This is a genomic window from Pseudomonas sp. NPDC089401 (assembly GCF_044749485.1).
In the GTDB taxonomy this organism is placed as follows: Bacteria; Pseudomonadota; Gammaproteobacteria; order Pseudomonadales; family Pseudomonadaceae; genus Aquipseudomonas.
This window is the reverse complement of sequence record NZ_JBIVIA010000011.1, coordinates 52,677-72,768: the sequence shown is the minus strand read 5'-3', so window position 1 is coordinate 72,768 and position 20,092 is coordinate 52,677. Positions and strand designations below refer to the sequence as shown.

The 20,092-nt window shown below is 65.2% G+C and carries 22 protein-coding genes; 3 read left to right on the top strand and 19 right to left on the bottom strand.

What is annotated here, in order from left to right; all coding sequences use genetic code 11:
* Nucleotides 1–118 precede the first annotated feature (118 nt).
* The 16 genes from ACIP21_RS22660 to ccoN (ACIP21_RS22585) all read right to left on the bottom strand — a co-directional run bounded on the left by ACIP21_RS22660 (nt 119) and on the right by ccoN (ACIP21_RS22585) (nt 15,710).
* Nucleotides 119–667, bottom strand: coding sequence for an adenine phosphoribosyltransferase (locus tag ACIP21_RS22660; protein WP_016393740.1), 549 nt, complete (start codon nt 665–667; stop codon nt 119–121).
* A 55-nt stretch (nt 668–722) separates the two neighbouring features.
* A complete protein-coding gene (fnrA, locus tag ACIP21_RS22655) occupies nt 723–1,457 on the bottom strand; it encodes a Crp/Fnr family transcriptional regulator FnrA (RefSeq protein WP_400692356.1) in 735 nt (244 codons plus the stop codon).
* A gap of 186 nt (nt 1,458–1,643) precedes the next feature.
* Nucleotides 1,644–3,026, bottom strand: a complete 1,383-nt coding sequence (gene hemN, locus ACIP21_RS22650) for an oxygen-independent coproporphyrinogen III oxidase (RefSeq protein WP_400692354.1) — start codon at nt 3,024–3,026, stop codon at nt 1,644–1,646.
* Between the two features lie 204 nt (nt 3,027–3,230).
* On the bottom strand, nt 3,231–3,914 hold the full coding sequence (locus ACIP21_RS22645) for a sulfite exporter TauE/SafE family protein (protein WP_400692351.1): 684 nt from the start codon (nt 3,912–3,914) through the stop codon (nt 3,231–3,233).
* Nucleotides 3,907–4,122 carry a cbb3-type cytochrome oxidase assembly protein CcoS gene (ccoS, locus tag ACIP21_RS22640; RefSeq protein WP_400692348.1) on the bottom strand — a complete coding sequence of 72 codons (216 nt, stop codon included), beginning with the start codon at nt 4,120–4,122 and terminating at the stop codon, nt 3,907–3,909. Before ccoS ends, ACIP21_RS22645 begins: the two co-directional genes overlap by 8 nt.
* The gene (locus ACIP21_RS22635) at nt 4,104–6,575 is read right to left on the bottom strand and encodes a heavy metal translocating P-type ATPase (RefSeq protein ID WP_400692345.1); all 2,472 of its coding nucleotides are present in this window, start codon (nt 6,573–6,575) and stop codon (nt 4,104–4,106) included. Before ACIP21_RS22635 ends, ccoS begins: the two co-directional genes overlap by 19 nt.
* A gap of 142 nt (nt 6,576–6,717) precedes the next feature.
* A complete protein-coding gene (locus ACIP21_RS22630; protein WP_400692343.1) occupies nt 6,718–7,239 on the bottom strand; it encodes a FixH family protein in 522 nt (173 codons plus the stop codon).
* Between the two features lie 15 nt (nt 7,240–7,254).
* The gene (gene ccoG, locus ACIP21_RS22625) at nt 7,255–8,670 is read right to left on the bottom strand and encodes a cytochrome c oxidase accessory protein CcoG (RefSeq protein ID WP_400692340.1); all 1,416 of its coding nucleotides are present in this window, start codon (nt 8,668–8,670) and stop codon (nt 7,255–7,257) included.
* A gap of 291 nt (nt 8,671–8,961) precedes the next feature.
* Nucleotides 8,962–9,942: a cytochrome-c oxidase, cbb3-type subunit III gene (gene ccoP / locus ACIP21_RS22620; protein ID WP_400692337.1), complete on the bottom strand. Its 981-nt coding sequence runs from the start codon at nt 9,940–9,942 to the stop codon at nt 8,962–8,964.
* Entirely contained in the window at nt 9,939–10,130 is a 192-nt protein-coding gene (locus tag ACIP21_RS22615) for a CcoQ/FixQ family Cbb3-type cytochrome c oxidase assembly chaperone (protein ID WP_027921276.1), read from the bottom strand. Before ACIP21_RS22615 ends, ccoP (ACIP21_RS22620) begins: the two co-directional genes overlap by 4 nt.
* Nucleotides 10,131–10,135: 5 nt before the next feature.
* Nucleotides 10,136–10,744 (bottom strand): cytochrome-c oxidase, cbb3-type subunit II, encoded by a 609-nt coding sequence (gene ccoO / locus ACIP21_RS22610; protein WP_400692334.1) that lies wholly within the window; start codon nt 10,742–10,744, stop codon nt 10,136–10,138.
* Nucleotides 10,744–12,186: a cytochrome-c oxidase, cbb3-type subunit I gene (gene ccoN / locus ACIP21_RS22605; RefSeq protein ID WP_400692331.1), complete on the bottom strand. Its 1,443-nt coding sequence runs from the start codon at nt 12,184–12,186 to the stop codon at nt 10,744–10,746. The genes ccoO (ACIP21_RS22610) and ccoN (ACIP21_RS22605) overlap by 1 nt, the downstream gene beginning before the upstream one ends.
* 339 nt (nt 12,187–12,525) lie before the next feature.
* Complete coding sequence (ccoP, locus tag ACIP21_RS22600) at nt 12,526–13,467, bottom strand: cytochrome-c oxidase, cbb3-type subunit III (RefSeq protein ID WP_400692328.1); 942 nt, start codon at nt 13,465–13,467, stop codon at nt 12,526–12,528.
* Nucleotides 13,464–13,658: a cbb3-type cytochrome oxidase subunit 3 gene (locus tag ACIP21_RS22595; protein ID WP_400692326.1), complete on the bottom strand. Its 195-nt coding sequence runs from the start codon at nt 13,656–13,658 to the stop codon at nt 13,464–13,466. The genes ccoP (ACIP21_RS22600) and ACIP21_RS22595 overlap by 4 nt, the downstream gene beginning before the upstream one ends.
* Nucleotides 13,659–13,663: 5 nt before the next feature.
* The gene (ccoO, locus tag ACIP21_RS22590; protein WP_400692324.1) at nt 13,664–14,272 is read right to left on the bottom strand and encodes a cytochrome-c oxidase, cbb3-type subunit II; all 609 of its coding nucleotides are present in this window, start codon (nt 14,270–14,272) and stop codon (nt 13,664–13,666) included.
* A 13-nt stretch (nt 14,273–14,285) separates the two neighbouring features.
* Nucleotides 14,286–15,710: a cytochrome-c oxidase, cbb3-type subunit I gene (ccoN, locus tag ACIP21_RS22585; protein WP_400692321.1), complete on the bottom strand. Its 1,425-nt coding sequence runs from the start codon at nt 15,708–15,710 to the stop codon at nt 14,286–14,288.
* A gap of 51 nt (nt 15,711–15,761) precedes the next feature.
* On the opposite strand from ccoN (ACIP21_RS22585), the gene ACIP21_RS22580 reads away from it, so the two are divergent.
* Nucleotides 15,762–16,454 carry an alpha/beta family hydrolase gene (locus tag ACIP21_RS22580; RefSeq protein WP_400692318.1) on the top strand — a complete coding sequence of 231 codons (693 nt, stop codon included), beginning with the start codon at nt 15,762–15,764 and terminating at the stop codon, nt 16,452–16,454.
* Nucleotides 16,455–16,505: 51 nt separating this feature from the next.
* Here ACIP21_RS22580 and ACIP21_RS22575 read toward each other — a convergent pair whose 3' ends face one another.
* Together ACIP21_RS22575 and ACIP21_RS22570 are read right to left on the bottom strand one after the other, a co-directional pair.
* Nucleotides 16,506–16,790 carry a pyrimidine/purine nucleoside phosphorylase gene (locus ACIP21_RS22575; RefSeq protein WP_013973489.1) on the bottom strand — a complete coding sequence of 95 codons (285 nt, stop codon included), beginning with the start codon at nt 16,788–16,790 and terminating at the stop codon, nt 16,506–16,508.
* Between the two features lie 73 nt (nt 16,791–16,863).
* On the bottom strand, nt 16,864–17,415 hold the full coding sequence (locus ACIP21_RS22570; protein ID WP_400692315.1) for an exonuclease domain-containing protein: 552 nt from the start codon (nt 17,413–17,415) through the stop codon (nt 16,864–16,866).
* Nucleotides 17,416–17,577: 162 nt separating this feature from the next.
* On the opposite strand from ACIP21_RS22570, the gene ACIP21_RS22565 reads away from it, so the two are divergent.
* Together ACIP21_RS22565 and ACIP21_RS22560 are read left to right on the top strand one after the other, a co-directional pair.
* Nucleotides 17,578–18,378, top strand: coding sequence for a substrate-binding periplasmic protein (locus tag ACIP21_RS22565; protein ID WP_400692312.1), 801 nt, complete (start codon nt 17,578–17,580; stop codon nt 18,376–18,378).
* A gap of 62 nt (nt 18,379–18,440) precedes the next feature.
* Nucleotides 18,441–19,454 carry a GNAT family N-acetyltransferase gene (locus ACIP21_RS22560; RefSeq protein ID WP_400692309.1) on the top strand — a complete coding sequence of 338 codons (1,014 nt, stop codon included), beginning with the start codon at nt 18,441–18,443 and terminating at the stop codon, nt 19,452–19,454.
* Nucleotides 19,455–19,555: 101 nt separating this feature from the next.
* Here ACIP21_RS22560 and ACIP21_RS22555 read toward each other — a convergent pair whose 3' ends face one another.
* Nucleotides 19,556–20,086: an RNA polymerase factor sigma-70 gene (locus ACIP21_RS22555; RefSeq protein WP_400692306.1), complete on the bottom strand. Its 531-nt coding sequence runs from the start codon at nt 20,084–20,086 to the stop codon at nt 19,556–19,558.
* Nucleotides 20,087–20,092: the final 6 nt, after the last annotated feature.

Here is a 20,092-nt window from a genome sequence, read left to right as displayed (position 1 = left end):
CGCCGGTGTTCGCGGGTGAACCCGCTCCCACAGGCCCCGCTAAATCACTGAGTTGCGTGTTGTTCTGTGGGAGCCGGCTTGCCTGCGAGTGGGCCGCAAAGCGGCTCCCGGCTACAACTCAATATTCGCTCAGGGAAAACTCGGTCAGGCAGAAGGTCGGCACGCCCGCCGCCTGCAGCCGGCGCGAGCCGTCCAGCTCCGGCAGGTCGATGATCGCTGCCGCCTCGAACACCTCGGCCCCGGTGCGACGCACCAGGTTGGCCGCCGCCAGCAGCGTGCCGCCGGTGGCGATCAGGTCATCGAAAATCAGCACCGAATCGCCTTCGCACAGGCTGTCGGCATGCACTTCCAGGAAGGCCTCGCCGTACTCGGTCTGGTAACCCTCGCTCAACACGTCGGCCGGCAGCTTGCCCTGCTTGCGGAACAGGATCAGCGGCTTGTTCAGCTGGTGGGCGATGATCGAGCCGATCAGGAAGCCCCGCGCGTCCATCGCACCGATGTGGCTGAACTCGGCCTCGACATAGCGCTCGATGAACTGGTCGGCCACGTAACGCAGCCCGCGCGGCGACTGGAACAGCGGGGTGATGTCGCGAAAGATCACGCCCGGCTTGGGGAAGTCCACTACCGGGCGGATCAGGGCTTTGAGGTCGAAGGCGTCGCTGTGCATTGTTGCGGGTATCCTGGGAAAACGAATGCGCCAGTATACCTGCTAACGCCAGGTTTCAGGCTTCCATTGCGCCACCGGCCAGCGCGCACAGCTGGATCGGGTCGAGGATGTGCACTTCCTTGCCTTCGGCGCGCAGCAGGCCGTTCTGCTGGAAGCGGGTGAACACCCGCGACACGGTCTCCACCGCCAGGCCCAGGTAATTGCCGATTTCGTTGCGCGACATGCTCAGGCGGAACTGGTTGGCCGAGTAGCCGCGGGCGCGGAAGCGCGCGGACAGGTTGACCAGGAAGGTGGCGATCCGTTCGTCGGCGGTTTTTTTCGACAGCAGCAGCATCATCTGCTGGTCGTCGCGGATCTCGCGGCTCATCACTCGCATCAACTGGCGACGCAGCTGCGGCAGCTGCACCGAGAGTTCATCGAGGCGTTCGAAGGGGATTTCGCACACCGAGGTGGTTTCCTGGGCCTGGGCCGACACCGGGTAGGCCTCGGTGTCCATGCCCGACAGCCCGACCAGCTCGCTGGGCAGGTGGAAGCCGGTGATCTGCTCCTCGCCACCGTCGCTGAGGCTGAAGGTCTTGAGGGCGCCGGAACGTACTGCGTAGACCGAGCCGAAATTGTCACCCTGGCGGAACAGGAACTCGCCTTTCTTCAATGGCCGCCCGCGTTTGACGATTTCATCCAGTGCATCCATGTCTTCCAGGTTGAGCGAAAGAGGCAGGCACAGGGGGGCCAGGCTGCAATCCTTGCAATGGGCCTGGCTGTTGGGGCGCAGTTTGACTGGCTCGGACATTTGAATCGATCCTTGTGGGAAAGCACACATAAGTCGTAAGGGTAACCCACGACATAGGGTGTAGGCCAGTTGCGCAGTTTTGCTGCGCACCGGCGAAATCCCGGCGGGCAGGTTGCCGGGAGTCCTTGTGGGCTCATGGTGTGCCTGGCCGGGTGGGGTTGTCCATGCGGTCGTTCGCCTCGGCGCTCAGATCACCCGCGAGAAGCGCTGGCGGTTGTGCAGCGCCAGGTAGGCGTCGAACACCATGCACACCGAGCGCGCCAGCAGGCGCCCGGCCGGCAGGATGCGGATGCCCTGGTCGTCGAGGCTGATCAGGCCGTCGCGCTGCATGGCTTGCAGCTCGGGCCACAGGTCTTTGAAGTAGCCGCGAAAGTCGATGGTGAAGGCCGTCTCGATCGGTGCGAAGTCCAGCTCGAAGTGGCAGATCAGCTGCTGGATCACCGCGCGCCGCAGGCGGTCGTCCTGGGTGCAGATCAACCCGCGCTGGGTCGCCAGCTGGGCATTGGCGAGGGTTTCCTGGTAGGTGTTGAGGTCGCTGCTGTTCTGGCAGTAGAGGTCGCCGACCTGGCTGATCGCCGACACCCCCAGGCCGATCAGGTCGCAGTGGCCGTGGCTGGTGTAGCCCTGGAAGTTGCGCTGCAGGGTGCCTTCTTCCTGGGCGATGGCCAGCTCGTCGTCGGGCAGGGCGAAGTGGTCCATGCCGATGTAGCGGTAGCCGGCGGCGGTCAGTTGTTCGATGGTGCCGTGCAGCATCTCCAGCTTGGCCGCCGCGGTCGGCAGGTCGTTGCTGTCGATGCGCCGCTGGGGCATGAAGCGCTCGGGCAGGTGGGCGTAGTTGAACACCGACAGGCGATCGGGTTGCAGGCGGATGACTTCTTCGACGGTGCGGGCGAAGCCTTCCACGGTCTGCTTGGGCAGGCCGTAGATCAGGTCGAGGTTGACCGAGCGGAACTGCAAGGTGCGCGCCGCCTCGATCAGGGTGCGGGTCTGCTCCAGGCTCTGCAGGCGGTTGACCGCGCGTTGCACGGCCGGGTCGAGGTCCTGCACGCCGAGGCTGACACGGTTGAAACCCAGTTCGCGCAGCAGACCCATGGTCGACCAGTCGGCTTCGCGCGGGTCGATTTCGATGCCGTAGTCGCCGGAATCGTCTTCCACCAGGTTGAAGTGCCGGCGCAAGGTGGCCATCAGCTGACGCAGTTCCACAGGGCTGAGGAAGGTTGGCGTGCCGCCGCCGAAATGCAGCTGCTCGACCCGTTGTTCAGGACCCAGGTGGCAGGCGATCAGCTGGATTTCCTGCTCCAGGCGCTGCAGGTAGGGGGTGGCGCGGCCGCGGTCCTTGGTGATGACCTTGTTGCAGGCGCAGTAGTAGCAGATGTTGGCGCAGAACGGCACGTGCAGGTACAGCGACAGCGGGCGTGCGGCCCGGCGGCTCTCGCGCAGGGCGTGGAGCAGGTCGAACGAACCGACCTCGGCGTGCAGTTGCACGGCGGTCGGGTAGGAGGTATAGCGCGGGCCGGCCTGATCGTAGCGACGGATCAGGTCGGCATCCCAATGTAGGTCGTCGAGCATGTGGGCAATCCCCGGATGATGCAGCAGTGATCCGGAGTCTATGGCCGTATGTAGTAAAGTGTTTTGATTTGTATCAAGGCACCTCGGGGCCGCTTTGCGGCCCTTCGCGGGCAAGCCCGCTCCCACAGGTAGCGTGCAAGCCCGAAGCCTGAGGTGCTCCTGTGGGAGCGAGCTTGCTCGCGAAGGGCTGTAAAGCAGCCCCGTTCAATGCCCCATGAGCCAATGCTGGTGCGGCCCGGGCAATGTCCAGATACCGAACAGGATCACCAGCACCCCGCCTGCCACGCGCACGCTGCGTTTTCTCAACAAGGCATTCACCCGCTCTGCGGCCAAGCCCGTGGCCAGCAGTACCGGCCAGGTCCCCAAGCCGAACGCCAGCATCAACGCCGCGCTGTACCCCGCATTACCCTGGCTCGCCGCCCACAACAAGGTGCTGTACACCAGCCCGCACGGCAGCCATCCCCAGAGAGCCCCCAGCAGCAGCGCCCGGGGAATGCTGGATACCGGCATCAGCCGCGAAGCCACCGGCTGGATATGCCGCCACAGCCCGCGCCCCAGCGCCTCGACCCGGGTCAGGCCGCTCCACCAGCCCGCCAGGTACAGCCCCATGGCGATCAGCAGCAGCGCCGCCACCACCCGCAAGCCCAGGGCCGCCGGGCTGCTGGCCAGCGCCCAGCCGGCCAGGCCGAGCAGCAGCCCGGCGCAGGCGTAGCTGAAGATGCGCCCCAGGTTGTAGGCCAGCAGCAGGCGCAGGCGTCGGCCGCGCTGTTGCGGGGGGATGGCCAGGGTCAGCGCACCCATCAGGCCGCCGCACATGCCCAGGCAGTGGCCGCCGCCGAGCAGGCCGAGCACCAGGGCCGAACCGAGCAGTGGCAGCAGGTCAGGCACGGGGTGGCGGTTCCTTGTCGTCGGCGGGGGCGCTTTCGTCGGCCTGGACCGCGGCCTGGTGGCGAGGGTCCTGGTCGTCGAAGAGGATGCTGTGGGCGGGGCCTTCCAGGTCGTCGTACTGGCCGCTGTCCACCGCCCAGAAGAAGATGTACACGGCAACGCCGACGAGCAGCAGCGCGGCCGGAATCATTACATAGAGGGCGGGCATGGCGACTTCCTTCCATAAGCGGCTGCGTCGAGTGCCCTCACGCCCGATACCCGCGGCAGGCGGGTCAGGCGCAGGGCATTGAGCACCACGATCAGCGAACTGACCGACATGCCGATGGCCGCCCATACCGGGGTGATCCAGCCGAGCGCGGCGAACGGCAACATGACGCCATTATACAAGGTCGCCCACAGCAGGTTCTCGAGGATGTTGCGGCGCGTGCGGCGGGCCAGCTCGAAGGCTTGCACCAGCGCCTGCAGACGGTTGGACAACAGCACCGCGTCGGCGCTGGTCTTGGCCAGGTCGGTGGCGCTGCCCATGGCGATGCTGATGTCGGCGGCGGCCAGCACCGGCACGTCGTTGACCCCGTCGCCGAGCATCAGCACCTTGCGGCCAGAGGTTTGCAGGGCCTTGAGCCGCTCCAGCTTGTCGTCCGGGCGCAGGCCGCCGATAGCCTGGTCGATACCCAGCTGTGCGGCCACCTCGGCGACCATCGGCGAGCTGTCGCCAGACAGCAACACGGTGCGCCAGCCGCGGGCCTTGCAGGCCGCCAGCAGGGCCGGGGCATCCTCGCGCAGGCGGTCGTCCAGGCCGAACCAGGCCAGCGGGCCCTGGCGGTCGCCCAGCAGCAGCCACTGGCCGCGCGGCTCCGGCACCGTGGGGATCTCGGCGCCGCTCAGGGCGCAGACGAAGGTGGCCTGGCCGATGCGCAGGCGCTGGCCGTCAAGCGTGCCTTCCAGGCCCAGGCCGGGCACGCTCTGCACCTCGTCGGCGGGCGTGGCGCTGCGGCCGAAGGCGCGGGCGATGGGGTGCTCGGAGCGGTTTTCGAGGGCTGCGGCCAGGGCCAGGCAGCGGTCGGCGGGCAGGGCGCCGAGCGGGCGGATGTTGCGCAGGGCCAGGCGGCCCTCGGTCAGGGTGCCGGTCTTGTCGAAGATCACCGTGTCGATCTGGTTGAGGCCTTCCAGCACATGGCCGCGGGTCACCAGCAGGCCGAGCTTGTGCAGGGTGCCGGTGGCGGCGGTGAGCGCGGTGGGAGTGGCCAGGGACAAGGCGCACGGGCAGGTCGCCACCAGCATGGCGAGGACGATCCAGAATGCCCGGCCCGGGTCCAGGTACCACCAGCCCAGGCCGATGACGACGGCGGCGAGCAGCGAGAACAACAGGAAGTACTGCGAGGCGCGATCGGCGATTTCCGCCAGGCGGGGCTTCTCGGTCTGGGCGCGCTCCAGCAGGCGCACGATGGCTGACAGGCGCGAGTCGTGGCCCAGGGCTTCGACTTGCACGTGCAACGTGCTCTCGACGTTCAGCGTGCCGCCGGTGACCCGCTCGCCGATTCGCCGTGGTTGTGGCAGGTACTCGCCGGTCAGCAGCGACTCGTCGACGCTGGAGCGGCCTTCGACGATGCGCCCGTCGGCGGGGATCACCGCACCGGGCAGCACCTGCACGGTGTCGCCACGCTGCAGCTCGCCCAGCAGAATGCGTTCGGCCTGGCCTCGGGCGTCCAGGCGCAGGCATGAGGCCGGCAACAGGTTGACCAGCTGCGCGGTGGCTGCGGCGGTGCGTTCGCGGGCGCGACGTTCGAGGTAGCGGCCGGTGAGCAGGAACAGGGCGAACATGCCCACGGTGTCGAAGTACAGCTCGCCGCTGCCGGTGACTGCGGTCCAGATGCCGGCGCCGAAGGCCAGGCCGATGGCCAGCGACACCGACACGTCCATGGTCAGGTGACGGGTACGCAGGTCGCGGGCGGCGCCCTTGAAGAACGGCGCGCAGCTGTAGAACACGATGGGGATGGTCAGGAACAGCGCCACCCAGCGCAGGATGGTGTGCAGCTCGGCGGACAGGTCGATGTTGAATTCCGGCCAGGTGGCCATGGTCGCCATCATCGCCTGGAACCACAGCAGCCCGGCCACGCCCAGGCGGCGCAGGGCGCTGCGGTTGTCGCGGGCCAGTTGTTCAGCGGCCTGGTCGGGCTGGTAGGGGTGGGCGGCGTAGCCGATCTGGCGCAGCTCGGCGAGCAGGCGCGACAGCGGCAGTTGCCGGTCGTCCCAGTTCAGCAGCAGGCGGTGGTTGGACAGGTTCAGCCGTGCCTCGGCAATGCCCGGGACGTTGCGCAGGTGTTTCTCGATCAGCCAGCCACAGGCGGCGCAGCTGATGCCCTCGACCAGCAGGGTGGTTTCGGCGAGGTTGTCGGCATGGCGGACGAAGGTTTGTTGCACGTCGCTGCGGTCGTACAGGGCCAGTTCGTCCTGCAGCTGTTTTGGCAGGGTCTCGGGGTTGGCGCTGCTGTCGCTGCGGTGCTGGTAGTAGTGTGCAAGGCCGCCGGCGACGATCGATTCGGCCACCGCCTGGCAGCCCGGGCAGCAGAACTGCCGGGGCTCGCCGAGGACCACGGCGGTGAAGCGGCTGCCGGTGGGCACGGGCAGGGCGCAGTGGTAGCAGGGGGTGGGTTGGGTCATAAGGCGAGCACGGTTGCTGGGGCAGATGTAAATCCCTGTGGGAGCGGGTTCACCCGCGAATGCGTCAGATCAGGCAAAGATGTCTACAGGTCTGGCCCATTCGCGGGTAAACCCGCTCCCACAGGGGAAGGTGGTGGTGCGGTTATCGGTGCTCGGCGCCCTGAAGCGCTTCATCGCCCAGTTGCAAGGTCACGCCGTGCTCGACCTTCTCTTCCTCGAACAGCCGCCACACGTGCGCGTCCTGGCTGCCCAGCAGCTCGACGAAACGCCGGCCATCGACCTTGTCGTCCAGCTGCCCCACATAGCGCCCGGCCTCGACCCGGCTGAGCAGCACCTTGCGGTCCTTGTCCGGCTGGGTCGGCGAGATCAGGTTCAGCTCCAGGTTCTGCGGGTCGCTGTTGCCGGTCAGGCGCAGGTCCACTTCGCCGGTCAGTTCGTCGAGGTGCACGCTGGCCTTGAGGTTGAGCGTCTGGGCCAGCAGCTCGCGGTCCAGCGAGCGGTTGATGCCCTTGCCGGCCTCGTAGTAGTTGTCGTTGACCAGGTTGTCCGGGTTGCGCACGGCGATGCTGACCATGCTCAGGCTCAGGCCCACCGAGGTGGCGAGCATCGCGATGATGATCCAGGGCCAGCGGTGTTTGTACCAGGGGCTGGTGGCGGCAGGCATTGTCGTTGTTCTCTCTCAGCGGATCTGTGGGCCGATGAAGCGGCTCTTGGCTTCGACCTCGGCGGCGCTGTCATCGGCGCTCTTGAGGATGAAGGTGATTTCATTGGTGGTCGAGGGCAGTTTTTCCGGGGCCACCGACAGCTGCACCGGCAGGCTGACGATGTCGCCGGCGGCGACGCGGATCTCGCGCTGGCCTTCGAGCTTGAGGTCGGGCAGGCCGGCGGCGTCGAGCACGTAGACGTGGTCGCGCTGGTCCTTGTTCATGACCTTGAGGCTGTACACGTTCTCGATCCGGCCCTGGGCGTTCTCGCGGTACAGCACGCGGTCCTTGCTGACGTCGAAGCCGACCAGCGAGCGGGTGGCGAAGGCGGTGGCCAGGGCGCCGATCATCACCAGCAGCACCACGGCATAGCCGATCAGGCGCGGGCGCAGCATGTGGGTCTTCTGCCCCGACAGGTTGTGCTCGGTGGTGTAGCTGATCAGGCCTTTGGGATAATTCATCTTGTCCATGATGCTGTCGCAGGCGTCGATGCAGGCGGCGCAGCCGATGCATTCGATCTGCAGGCCGTCACGGATGTCGATGCCGGTGGGGCAGACCTGCACGCACATCGTGCAGTCGATGCAGTCGCCCAGGCCCTGGGCTTTGTAGTCCGTGTCCTTCTTGCGCGGGCCGCGGGTTTCGCCACGGCGAGGGTCGTAGGAGACGATCAGCGTGTCCTTGTCGAACATCACGCTCTGGAAGCGTGCGTACGGGCACATGTACACGCACACCTGTTCGCGCAGCCAGCCGGCGTTGCCGTAGGTGGCGAGGGTGAAGAAGCCGACCCAGAAGTAGGCCCAGCCGTCGGCCTGGCCGGTGAAGAAGTCGCCGAGCAGGTCACGGATCGGCGAGAAGTAGCCGACGAAGGTCATGCCGGTGACGAAGCCGATCAGCAGCCACAGGCTGTGCTTGGCCAGCTTGCGCAGGAACTTGTTGCCGCTCATCGGGGCCCGGTCGAGCTTCATGCGCTGGTTGCGGTCGCCTTCGGTGACCTTTTCGCACCACATGAAGATCCACGTCCACACGCTTTGCGGGCAGGTGTAGCCGCACCACACGCGGCCGGCGAACACGGTGATGAAGAACAGGCCAAAGGCGGCGACGATGAGAATGCCCGAGAGCAGGATGAAATCCTGCGGCCAGATGGTGGCGCCGAAGATGTAGAACTTGCGCTCGGGCAGGTTCCACCAGACGGCCTGGTGACCGCCCCAGTTCAGCCACACGGTGCCGAAGTAGAGCAGGAACAGCACGGCCCCGCCGACCATGCGCAGGCGGCGGAAGATGCCGGTGAAGGCGCGGGTGTAGATTTTCTCGCGGGAGGCGTAGAGGTCGACGGAATCCTTTCCTTTGCTGGCAGGCGGGGTGACGTCATGTACTGGAATCTGCTTGCTCATCATCAAGTCCCACGGCAGTGGAGAAACGCCGCGGCCAGTACGTGCCGGCCGTGGTCTGGCGCATGCTGCTAGCGCTCTGCGATCAATGATACGCCGCTGGTGACGATATGGGATCGCACTGCGACCTTTAGTCGCGTTGGGTTGGTGGCGTGAATCGTGTTATGGCGGGTGTCAATTGATCCAGGTCATCTTGTGCTGCTTTTGCTGGCCTCTTCGCGGGCAAGCCCGCTCCCACAGGTGGCGCACAGTACCTGTGGGAGCGGGCTTGCCCGCGAAGAGGCCAGGCCTGCCTTACTCGGCCTGTCGATCCGACTCCGGCTGATGCGACAGGCTGTACACGTAAGCCGCCAGCAGGTGCACCTTGTCATTGCCCTGCAGCTGCTCCTGCGCCGGCATCTGCCCCTGGCGACCATAGCGGATGGTCTGTTGCAGCTGGGCGAAGCTCGAGCCATAGATGAACGCCTGCGGGTGGGTCAGGTTCGGCGCGCCCATGGCCGGCGTACCCTTGCCCTCAGGCCCGTGGCAGGCCACGCAGTTGGCGGCGAACAGCTTCTGGCCGTTCTCGGCATCGGCCTTGGCGCCTTCCGGCAGGGTGCGGCCATCGAGCTTGCTGGTGACGAACGCGGCGACATCCGCCACGCCTTGCTCACCCAGCACCTCGCCCCAGGCCGGCATGACGCCGTGGCGGCCGCCCATGATGGTGGTCTTGATGGTCTCCGGCTCGCCGCCCCAACGCCAGTCCTGGTCGGTCAGGTTGGGGAAGCCATAAGCACCCTTGGCATCGGAGCCGTGGCACACCGAGCAGTTCGAGGCGAACAGCCGGGCGCCCATTTTCAGGGCTTGCGGGTCCTTGGCGACCTCTTCGATCGGCATGGCCGCGAACTTGGCGAAGATCGGCCCGAAGCGCGCATTGGCCTTGGCCATTTCCTTTTCCCACTCGTGCACGCCGGTCCAGCCCGGCTGGCCGTTGGAGAACTCGGTCTGCTTGTCGTTATCCAGGTACGAATAGCCCGGCAGGATGCCTTTCCAGTTGCCCAGGCCCGGGTACAGCACCAGGTAGCCAAGGGCAAAGATGATGGTGCCGACGAACAGCCAGAACCACCATTTCGGCAGTGGGTTGTCGTATTCCTCGATGCCATCGAAGGCATGCCCGACGGTTTCGTCGGTGACCTCTTCGCGCTGGCCCTTGCGGGTCGACAGCAGCAGCCAGGTCAGCGAGAAGATGGTGCCCAGGGTCAGGACGGTAACGTACAGACTCCAGAAGGTTGTCATTGTTGTTTGCTCCCAGACGCTTTTGCTTGCTCGACGTGCTTGCTGGCCCCGGGATCATCCGCGAAGGGCAGTTGGGTCGCTTCGTCGAAGTCCTTCTTGCGCCGCGGGTTGAACACCCACAGCGCCAGGCCCACGAAGGCCACCATCACCACGACGGTGCCCAGGCCGCGAATCATCCCGATATCCATCAGCGTCACCGTTTGCTTTTGATGATGGTGCCAAGACCCTGCAGGTACGCGACCAGCGCGTCCATCTCGGTCTTGCCCTTGACCGCGTCGCGGGCGCCGGCGATGTCGGCGTCGGTGTACGGCGTGCCGAGGGTGCGCAGCACTTCCAGCTTTTTCGCGGTGTCCTTGCCGTCGAGCTTGTTCTCGACCAGCCACGGGTAGGCCGGCATCTTCGACTCCGGCACCACGTTGCGCGGGTTGTACAGGTGCGCGCGGTGCCAGTCGTCGGAGTAGCGGCCGCCGACTCGGGCCAGGTCCGGCCCGGTGCGCTTGGAGCCCCACAGGAACGGGTGGTCCCAGACGCTTTCACCGGCCACCGAATAGTGGCCGTAGCGCTCGGTTTCGGCGCGGAACGGGCGGATCATCTGCGAGTGGCAGCCGACGCAGCCTTCGCGGATGTAGATGTCGCGGCCTTCGACTTCCAGCGCGGTGCGCGGCTTCATGCCTTCGACGGGTTTGTTGGTGACGTCCTGGAAAAACAGCGGGACGATCTGGGTCAGGCCACCGACGCTCACGGCGATGACCATGAAGAAGGCCAGCAGGCCTATGTTCTTCTCGACGGCTTCATGCTTCATCAGTGCGCTCCCACGACGACGATCTTGGCGGCTTCCTCAGCCTGTACCGGGTTGGCGGCACGGACGGTGCGCAACACGTTGTAGGCCATCAGCAGCATGCCGGAGGCGAAGAACGTGCCGCCCAGGGCGCGGACGATATAGCCGGGGTGGCTGGCCTGCAGGGCTTCGACGAAGGAGTAGGTCAGCGTGCCGTCATCGTTGATGGCGCGCCACATCAGGCCTTGGGTGATGCCGTTGACCCACATCGAGGCGATGTACAGCACGGTGCCGATGGTCGCCAGCCAGAAGTGCGCGTTGATCAGGCCGACGCTGTGCATCTGCTCGCGGCCATACAGGCGCGGGATCATGTGGTACACGGCACCGATCGAGATCATCGCCACCCAGCCGAGGGCGCCGGCGTGGACGTGGCCGATGGTCCAGTCGGTGTAGTGCGACAGCGAGTTCACGGTCTTGATGGCCATCATCGGGCCTTCGAACGTGGACATGCCGTAGAACGCCAGGGACACCACCAGGAAGCGCAGGATCGGGTCGGTGCGCAGTTTGTGCCAGGCACCGGACAGGGTCATCATGCCGTTGATCATGCCGCCCCAGCTCGGTGCCAGGAGGATGATCGACATCACCATGCCCAGCGACTGCGCCCAGTCGGGCAGGGCGGTGTAGTGCAGGTGGTGGGGCCCGGCCCAGATGTACAGGGTGATCAGCGCCCAGAAGTGCACGATCGACAGGCGATAGGAGTAGATCGGCCGTTCGGCCTGCTTGGGCACGAAGTAGTACATCATCCCCAGGAAGCCGGTGGTGAGGAAGAAGCCCACCGCGTTGTGGCCGTACCACCACTGGATCATCGCATCGGTGGCGCCGGCGTACGCCGAGTACGACTTGAACAGGCTCACTGGCAGCGAGATGTGGTTGACGATGTGCAGCATCGCGGTGACCACGATGAAGGCGCCGTAGAACCAGTTGCCGACATAGATGTGCTTGGTCTTGCGCTTGACGATGGTGCCGAAGAACACCAGGCCGTAGGTGACCCAGACGATGGCCAGGACGATCGCCAGCGGCCATTCGAGCTCGGCGTATTCCTTGGTGGTGGTGTAGCCCATCGGCAGGGTGATCAGCGCGCCGACGATCACCGCCTGCCAACCCCAGAAGGTGAAGGCGGCCATGCTGTCGGAGATCAGCCGGGTCTGGCAGGTGCGCTGCACCACGTAGTAACTGGTGCCGAACAGCGCACAGCCACCGAAGGCGAAGATCACCAGGTTGGTGTGCAGCGGGCGCAGGCGGCCGAAGCTGGTCCAGGGCAGGTCCAGGTTCAGTTGCGGCCACACCAGTTGCGAGGCGATGAAGACGCCGAGGCCCATGCCAAGGATCCCCCAGACCACCGTCATGATGGCGAACTGGCGGACGACCCTGTAGTTATAAGCAGTCGGACTGATTGCTGTGCTCATGCTAAGGTTCCACGGTTTTGGTGTTCTTGTTGGTTGGGTACCGTCGATTGTACACAAATAAATATTTGTAATGTGTACCGTTTTTCGCCTTTTTCTGATCGATCGGTCAAGCTTTTTCTGGCTCGGCGTCAGGCTGTGCGCCGGGGCTGAATCGGTCCATGTGGAGCGATAGCCACTGAGGCAACAAGCTTAGTTCTGTTCGGAGGGGGTGCAAGCGAGGGGCTGGCGGGGACAGGGGCTGCTCTGCAGCCCTTCGCGGGCAAGCCCGCTCCCACAGAAACTCCGCAAGCCTGATGGCAATGGGGAACCTGTGGGAGCGGGCTTGCCCGCGAAGAGGTCTTACTGGGTGGTCAGGTCTTGCGCAGATTGATCCTGCGACAGGCTATACACATAAGCCGCCAGCAGATGCACCTTGTCGTTGCCCTGGATTTCCGCCTGGGCCGGCATCTGCCCCTGGCGCCCGTAGCGAATGGTCTGCTGCAACTGGGCAAAGCTCGACCCATAGATGAACGCCTGCGGGTGGTTCAGGTTCGGCGCGCCCATGGCCGGTGTGCCATTGCCCTCGGGCCCATGACAGGCCACGCAGTTCCCAGCGAAGATCTCCTTGCCCTTCACTGGGTCAGCCTTGACCCCGTCCGGCAGGCTGCGCCCATCGAGGTTGGTCAGCACGAACGCGGCGACATCCGCCACACCCTGTTCCCCGATCACCTCGGCCCAGGCCGGCATCACCCCATGTCGCCCATTCATGATCGACGCCTTGATGGTCTCCGGCTCGCCACCCCAGCGCCAGTCCTGGTCGGTCAGGTTGGGGAAACCGTAGGCGCCCTTGGCATCCGAGCCGTGGCACACCGCGCAGTTGGAGGCGAACAGGCGCCCGCCCATCTTCAGTGCTGCCGGGTCCCTGGCGACTTCTTCCACGGGCATCGCGGCATACTTGGCGAAGATCGGCCCGAACCTGGCGTCGGCCTTTTCCATCTCCTTTTGCCACTCGTTGGCGCCGGTCCAGCCGTTCTCGTAACCCGGCAGGATACCTTTGAAATTGCCCAGGCCCGGGTACAGCACCAGGTAACCGGCGCCGAACACCAGGGTGCCGACGAACAGCCAGAACCACCACTTGGGCAGCGGGTTGTCGTACTCCTCGATGCCGTCGAAGCTGTGCCCCATGGTCTGGTCGGTGGTGCTGTTGCTCTGGCCCTTGCGGGTCGACAGCAGCAGCCAGGCCAGGCCGATCAGGCTGCCGAGGGTCAGTACGCTGATGTACGTACTCCAGAAGGTGGTCATTGCCGATTACTCCTGATAGCAGCAGGTTCCTGCCCGGCAGGGGGCAGGCGGTCGTCGACGAAGGGCAGCAGGCGCGCTTCGGCGAAATCATGGTCGCGGCGGCGGTTGAACACCCACAGCGAGAGGCCGATGAAGGCGACCATCACCACCAGGGTGCCCAGGCCGCGGATCATGCCGATGTCCATTTCCATGGCGGTTACCTCTTGTTCTTGATGGCGGTGCCGAGCACCTGCAGGTAGGCGACCAGGGCGTCCATCTCGGTCTTGCCCTTGACGGCCTCGCGGGCAGCGGCGATGTCCTCGTCGCTGTAGGGCACGCCGAGGGTGCGCAGGGTGCGCATCTTGGTGTCGGTATGGCTGTTGTCGACCGTTTCCGCGACCAGCCACGGGTAGGCTGGCATCTTCGATTCCGGCACCACGTTGCGCGGGTTGTACAGGTGCGCGCGGTGCCAGTCGTCCGAGTAGCGCCCGCCGACCCGGGCCAGATCCGGTCCGGTGCGCTTGGAGCCCCACAGGAACGGGTGGTCCCAGACGCTTTCGCCGGCTACCGAGTAATGGCCATAGCGCTCGGTTTCGGCGCGGAACGGGCGGATCATCTGCGAGTGGCAGCCGACGCAGCCTTCGCGGATGTAGATATCGCGGCCTTCCAGTTGCAGCGCGGTGTAGGGCTTCATGCCCTCGACCGGCTTGTTGGTGACGTCCTGGAAGAACAGCGGGACGATCTGGGTCAGGCCGCCGATGCTCACGGCAAACACCATCAGCAGGGCCAGCAGGCCGACGTTTTTCTCGATGACTTCATGTTTCATCAGGCAGGTCTCCTCAAGCCAGCTGGGCGTTCGCAGGGGCGATGTCGAGCGCCGGCGAACGCACGGTGCGCCAGGTGTTCCAGGCCATCAGGAACATGCCGCTGAGGAAGATCGCGCCGCCGACGAAGCGCACGATGAAGCCTGGGTGGCTGGCCACCAGGGTTTCCACGAACGAATAGGTGAGCGTGCCGTCGCTGTTGACCGCGCGCCACATCAGGCCCTGGGCGATGCCGTTGACCCACATCGAGGCGATGTACAGCACGGTGCCGATGGTCGCCAGCCAGAAGTGCGCGTTGATCAGGCCGAGGCTGTGCATCTGCTGCTTGCCGAACACTTTCGGAATGGTGTGGTACAGCGCGCCGATGGAGATCATCGCCACCCAGCCGAGGGCGCCGGCGTGGACGTGGCCGATGGTCCAGTCGGTGTAGTGGGACAGGGCGTTGACCGTCTTGATGGCCATCATCGGGCCTTCGAAGGTGGACATGCCGTAGAACGCCAGGGACACCACCAAAAAGCGCAGGATCGGGTCGCTGCGCAGTTTGTGCCAGGCCCCCGACAGGGTCATCATGCCGTTGATCATGCCGCCCCAGCTCGGTGCCAGCAGGATCAGCGACATCACCATGCCCAGCGACTGGGCCCAGTCGGGCAGGGCGGTGTAGTGCAGGTGGTGCGGGCCGGCCCAGATGTACAGGGTGATCAGCGCCCAGAAGTGCACGATCGACAGGCGATAGGAATACACCGGGCGCTCGGCCTGCTTGGGCACGTAGTAGTACATCATCCCGAGGAAGCCGGCGGTGAGGAAGAAACCCACCGCGTTGTGGCCGTACCACCACTGGACCATGGCGTCGGTGGCGCCGGCGTACACCGAGTACGACTTGGTCAGGCTGACCGGCAGCTCCAGGTTGTTGACGATGTGCAGCAGTGCCACGGTGAGGATGAAGGCGCCAAAGAACCAGTTGCCCACGTAGATGTGCCGGGTGGTGCGTTTCATCAGCGTGCCGAAGAACACGATGGCGTAGCTGACCCAGACGATGGTGATCAGGATGTCGATCGGCCATTCCAGCTCGGCGTATTCCTTGGAGCTGGTGTAGCCCAGCGGCAGGCTGATGGCCGCCAGCACGATCACCAGTTGCCACCCCCAGAAGCTGAACGCGGCCAGCCTGGGCGCGAACAGGGTGGTCTGGCAGGTGCGTTGCACCGAATAATAGGAGGTGGCGAACAGCGCACAGCCGCCGAAGGCGAAGATCACCGCATTGGTATGCAGGGGTCGCAGGCGGCCGAAGCTGGTCCATGGGAGGTCGAAGTTGAGGGAAGGCCAGGCGAGCTGGGCGGCGATGAAGACGCCGAGCCCCATCCCGACGATTCCCCACACCACCGTCATGATGGCGAATTGGCGGACCACCTTGTAGTTGTAGGCGGTACTGCTGGTTGTGTTCATGTATGGGTTCCCATCCACGGTTATTTTGGCAGGCTGTAAAGCGAGGCAAGCATGAAAGACGGGCAATGTGCCGGTATTGACGGGGATCAATGGGCGAAGATCGGGAATGTCCCAGGCTTGCGCTGCGATCCTGCGCAAAAGGGGGGGGAGGGCGGCGCGTCTGCATGCCTGATCCTGGCCCACGGCGCGGGGGCGCCGATGGACAGCGATTTCATGAACGAGATGGCGCAAAGGCTGGCGGCGCTTGGGGTCGGGGTGGTGCGCTTCGAGTTCCCCTACATGGCCGAGCGGCGCAATGGCGGCGGCAAGCGGCCGCCCAATCCGCAGCAGGTGCTGCTCGAATGCTGGCGCGAGGTGTACCGCCAGGTGCGACCTTTGGTCACGGGCCGCCTGGCGATCGGCGGCAAGTCGATGGGCGGCCGCATGGCCAGTTTGCTGGCCGATGAGCTGGGGGCGGATGCGCTGGTGTGCCTGGGGTATCCGTTCTATGCCGTGGGCAAGCCGGAGAAACCACGGGTAGAGCACTTGGCCGGTTTGCACACGCGCACGTTGATCGTGCAGGGCGAGCGCGATGCGCTGGGCAATCGTGAGGCAGTGGTGGGGTATGCGCTGTCACCGGCAATCGAGGTGAGCTGGCTTGTGGCGGGGGATCATGACCTGAAGCCGCTGAAGGCTTCGGGGTTCAGCCATGAACAACATCTGCAGGCTGCGGCTGAAAAGGTGGCGGGTTTCCTGAAAGGTTAGTGCTGGATTCTTCGCGGGCTTGCCCGCGAAGAGGCCGGTGCAGGCGATCGCTTAGTCGCGATACTCGCACAGGTAGGCGGTATCGACCTTCACCTGCAGCTGGAACTTGCTGTCCGCCGGCACATTGAACTTGTCGCCGGCGTTGAAGGTTTCCCAGTTGTCGCTACCCGGCAGCTTCACGGTCAGGGCGCCGGACACCACGTGCATGATCTCGCGCTTGGCGGTGCCGAACTCGTATTCGCCCGGGGCCATCACGCCCACGGTGGCAGGGCCTTCCTCGCCGGCGAAGGCGATCGACTTGACGGTGCCGTTGAAGTACTCGTTGACCTGGAACATGGGCGACTCCTGAAAAGGGGGATGAAAAAGGGCTGGCCAGTATGCCCAAGCCCATTCGCCCCGTCATCTGCTTTCAGGTGCCGTTCGCAGGCAGGCTCAAGGGCAGCAGGCGTGCGGTATTGCGGGCATCTTCCAGGGCCCGGTGCTGCTGCCCGCAAAAATGCATGCCGGCCAGTTGCAGGGCACCGTTGAGCCCGGTCGGACGCTGCAGGTGGCGGGCCTTGGCGAAGCGCTGCTTGAGGTTGATGTGCGGCAGCTGGCGCAACAGGCTGTCGACCGCGTGCTGCTGCCACTCCTGCAGCAGTTGCTGGCGGTCGTAGTCACCCCAGCTGACCCAGGCCTGCAACTGCCCGCGGTGATGCCCCAGCCAGCGCTCGAAACGCTCCCACACCTCGGCAAACCCGGCGGCGCTGTCGACACTGGCCTGGCTGATGTGCGTCAGTTCGCGACAGAACGGCGTCAGCTGCGGCCGCCGACGCGGCCGCACGAAGCGCTGGAAGTGGTCCACCTCGCGGCCTTCCCGGGTCACCAGGCTGGCGCCGATTTCAATGATTTCCATCTCCGTGACCGGCCAGCCACCGTCATCGGTGGTGGCTTCCAGGTCGATCACCAACCAGTGGCCCATACCAGGCTCCCTCGTCATGCCTGCCAAGCAGCGTAGCCAATGTGCGGCCACACGGCATCCCCTGGCAGTTTGCCGTCACTTTGGCATAACCAGCGGTTGTGCCCTGGCGGGAAAACGCCTAGCTTAGGCGCATCCAGGAATGAACCGTGATGAGCGTCCGTCTTGACTCCAGCGCCCGGCCTTAAGGCCTTGTCCACCCTGTTGATGCTGGCTGCGGCAGGGCTGGCGGTGCCAGCGTGGGCCGGCGGGCCTGTCGAGGTGAAGATCGGTGCCGCGCATTTCCCGCCCTATACCGTGCGCCCCGAGCAGGGTGCCGACACCGGCCTGCTGCCGCAACTGGTCGAGGCGCTGAACCGCCAGCAGGCGGACTACCGCTTCGTTCTGGTGCCCACGTCCATCCAGCGGCGTTTCGGCGATTTCCAGCAGGGTCGCACCGACATGGCGATCTTCGAGAACCCCGAATGGGGCTGGCAGCAGATCCCCCACCAGACCGTCGACATGGGCCTGGAGGATGCCGAAGTGTTCGTCGCCAGCAAGGTGCCCGGCCGCGACCAGCAGTACTTCGACGACCTGCGCGGCAAGCGCCTGGCGCTGTTCAACGGCTATCACTACGCCTTTGCCCACTTCAATTCCGACCCCGGTTACCTGCGCGATACGTTCAAGGCGACGCTGACCTATTCCCACGACAGCAACCTGCTGATGGTCCAGTACGGCCGCGCCGACATCGCCCTGGTGACGCGTTCGTACCTGAGCGATTTCCTGCGGCGCAACCGCGAAAGCGACAAGCAGCTGTTCGCTTCGCAGCGCGTCGACCAGGTCTACCACCACTACGCGTTGCTGCGCCCCGGCGCGCCCGTCAATGATCGCCAGTTCGCGGCACTGTTGCGCGGCCTGCGTGAGAGTGGCGAGCTGACGCGCATCTTCGCGCCTTATCAGATCACCGTCGCCGCGCCCAAAGACTAAATTCCCTGGCCGGAGCGACGTTTTCAGGTGTGAGCCTTTTCTTTTCTCCGTGAGCCAAGACCATGCCGTTCGATGCCGCTTCGCAGCCCCTGTCATTGCCACGTTGGCGTAGCCTCAGCGCCGATGAGGGCGACTGCTGGTTGAACCTGACCCTTGAAAACCGGCCATTGATCCAGGCGCGCCTGGAGCCAGGCGAAACCCTGGCCGTGCATGTTCGGGAATGCTGCCCGGAGCACCCCCGGCAGGCCCTCTGGGCCGCCTGTTACTGGCTGCTGTCACGCGACCCGTCGCGCCAGCGCCTGACGCTGCACCTGCCCCAGTCGGTGCCCGAAGCGCTGGCCAGCGGCTTGCTGCTGGCCACGGACGAGCCCGGTGTGTACCTGTGCGAGCGCACCCTGTTCTGGCAGCTGCCGCAGCCGTGGCTCGGCGTCTGCGCCCAGAGCGTCTACCCGCAGCAGATGCAGATCAGCAATGGCAAGCGCCACCCGCGCCGGGCGCCCAAGCCCCGCGGCGAGGTGTATCGCCGTTTCGATGCGCGCCTGGGCAGCTGGGTATCGTTGCGCACGCTGGAGATCGACCAGGACCTGGAGCGCTTCAACCGCTGGCAGAACAACCCCCGGGTGGAAAAATTCTGGCAGGAGGGCGGTTCGCTGGAACAACACCGCGAGTACCTGGCCAAGCAGGCGGCCGACCCGCACACCCTGACCCTGATCGGCTGCTTCGATGATCAGCCGTTCGCCTACTTCGAGGCCTACTGGGCCAAGGAAGACCGCATCGCGCCGTTCTACCCGGCCGACGACTACGACCGGGGCGTGCACATGCTGGTGGGGGAGGAGGCGCACCGCGGGCCGCACAAGGTGGCCAGCTGGCTGTCGGCGCTGGTCCACTACCTGTTCCTCGACGACCCGCGCACCCAGCGGGTGGTGGCCGAGCCGCGTGCCGACAACGGCAAGATGATCGGCTACATGCACGACCAGTGCTTCCACTGCGACAAGGAATTCGATTTCCCGCACAAGCGCGCGGCCTTGATGATTCTGGGGCGGGAGCGCTTCTTCGAGCGCTGCAAGCTGGTCTGAATCGTGGCGCCTGCTTCGCGGGTAAACCCGCTCCCACAGTTCAGGCTCTGCGCAATCGCTGTGGGAGCGGGTTTACCCGCGAAGCAGGCGCCGCCGATGTATCAGGCTTGCCGGTTGGCGGTCTTGCGGCAATGCACCAGGGCATCACGGATCATGAAGTTGACCAGGGTCGGCGATACCCCCAGTTCCTTGGCGATGTCCTTCTGCGGCACGCCGTGCAGGCGGTACATCTCGAAGGCGTAGCGGGTGCGCTGGGGCAACTCGTTCAGCGCCTCGGCGATGTGCTCCAGGGCGGCCAGGTTGATGTGCATGGCCTCGGGCGATGCATTGGGGATCACCACATTCAGGCCTTCTTCCTCGCTGCCGGAATATTTCAGCTCCATCGCCTGCTTGCGGTAATGGTCGATGGCCAGATTGCGCACGATCTGGAACAGGTAGCTGAGTTGGGCCTTGAACGACGAGGTGATCTGCGGGGCGGCGCTGAGTCGGAAAAACGCGTCCTGCACCACATCCTCGGCGCGCGAGCGGCAGCCGGTGATACGTGCCGCGATCTTGACCAGGATGCTGCGATTGTCGACGAATGCCTGCAAAAGTGGTGAATCGCACTTACTTGTGGATAGTTGTTCCGCCATGGAAAT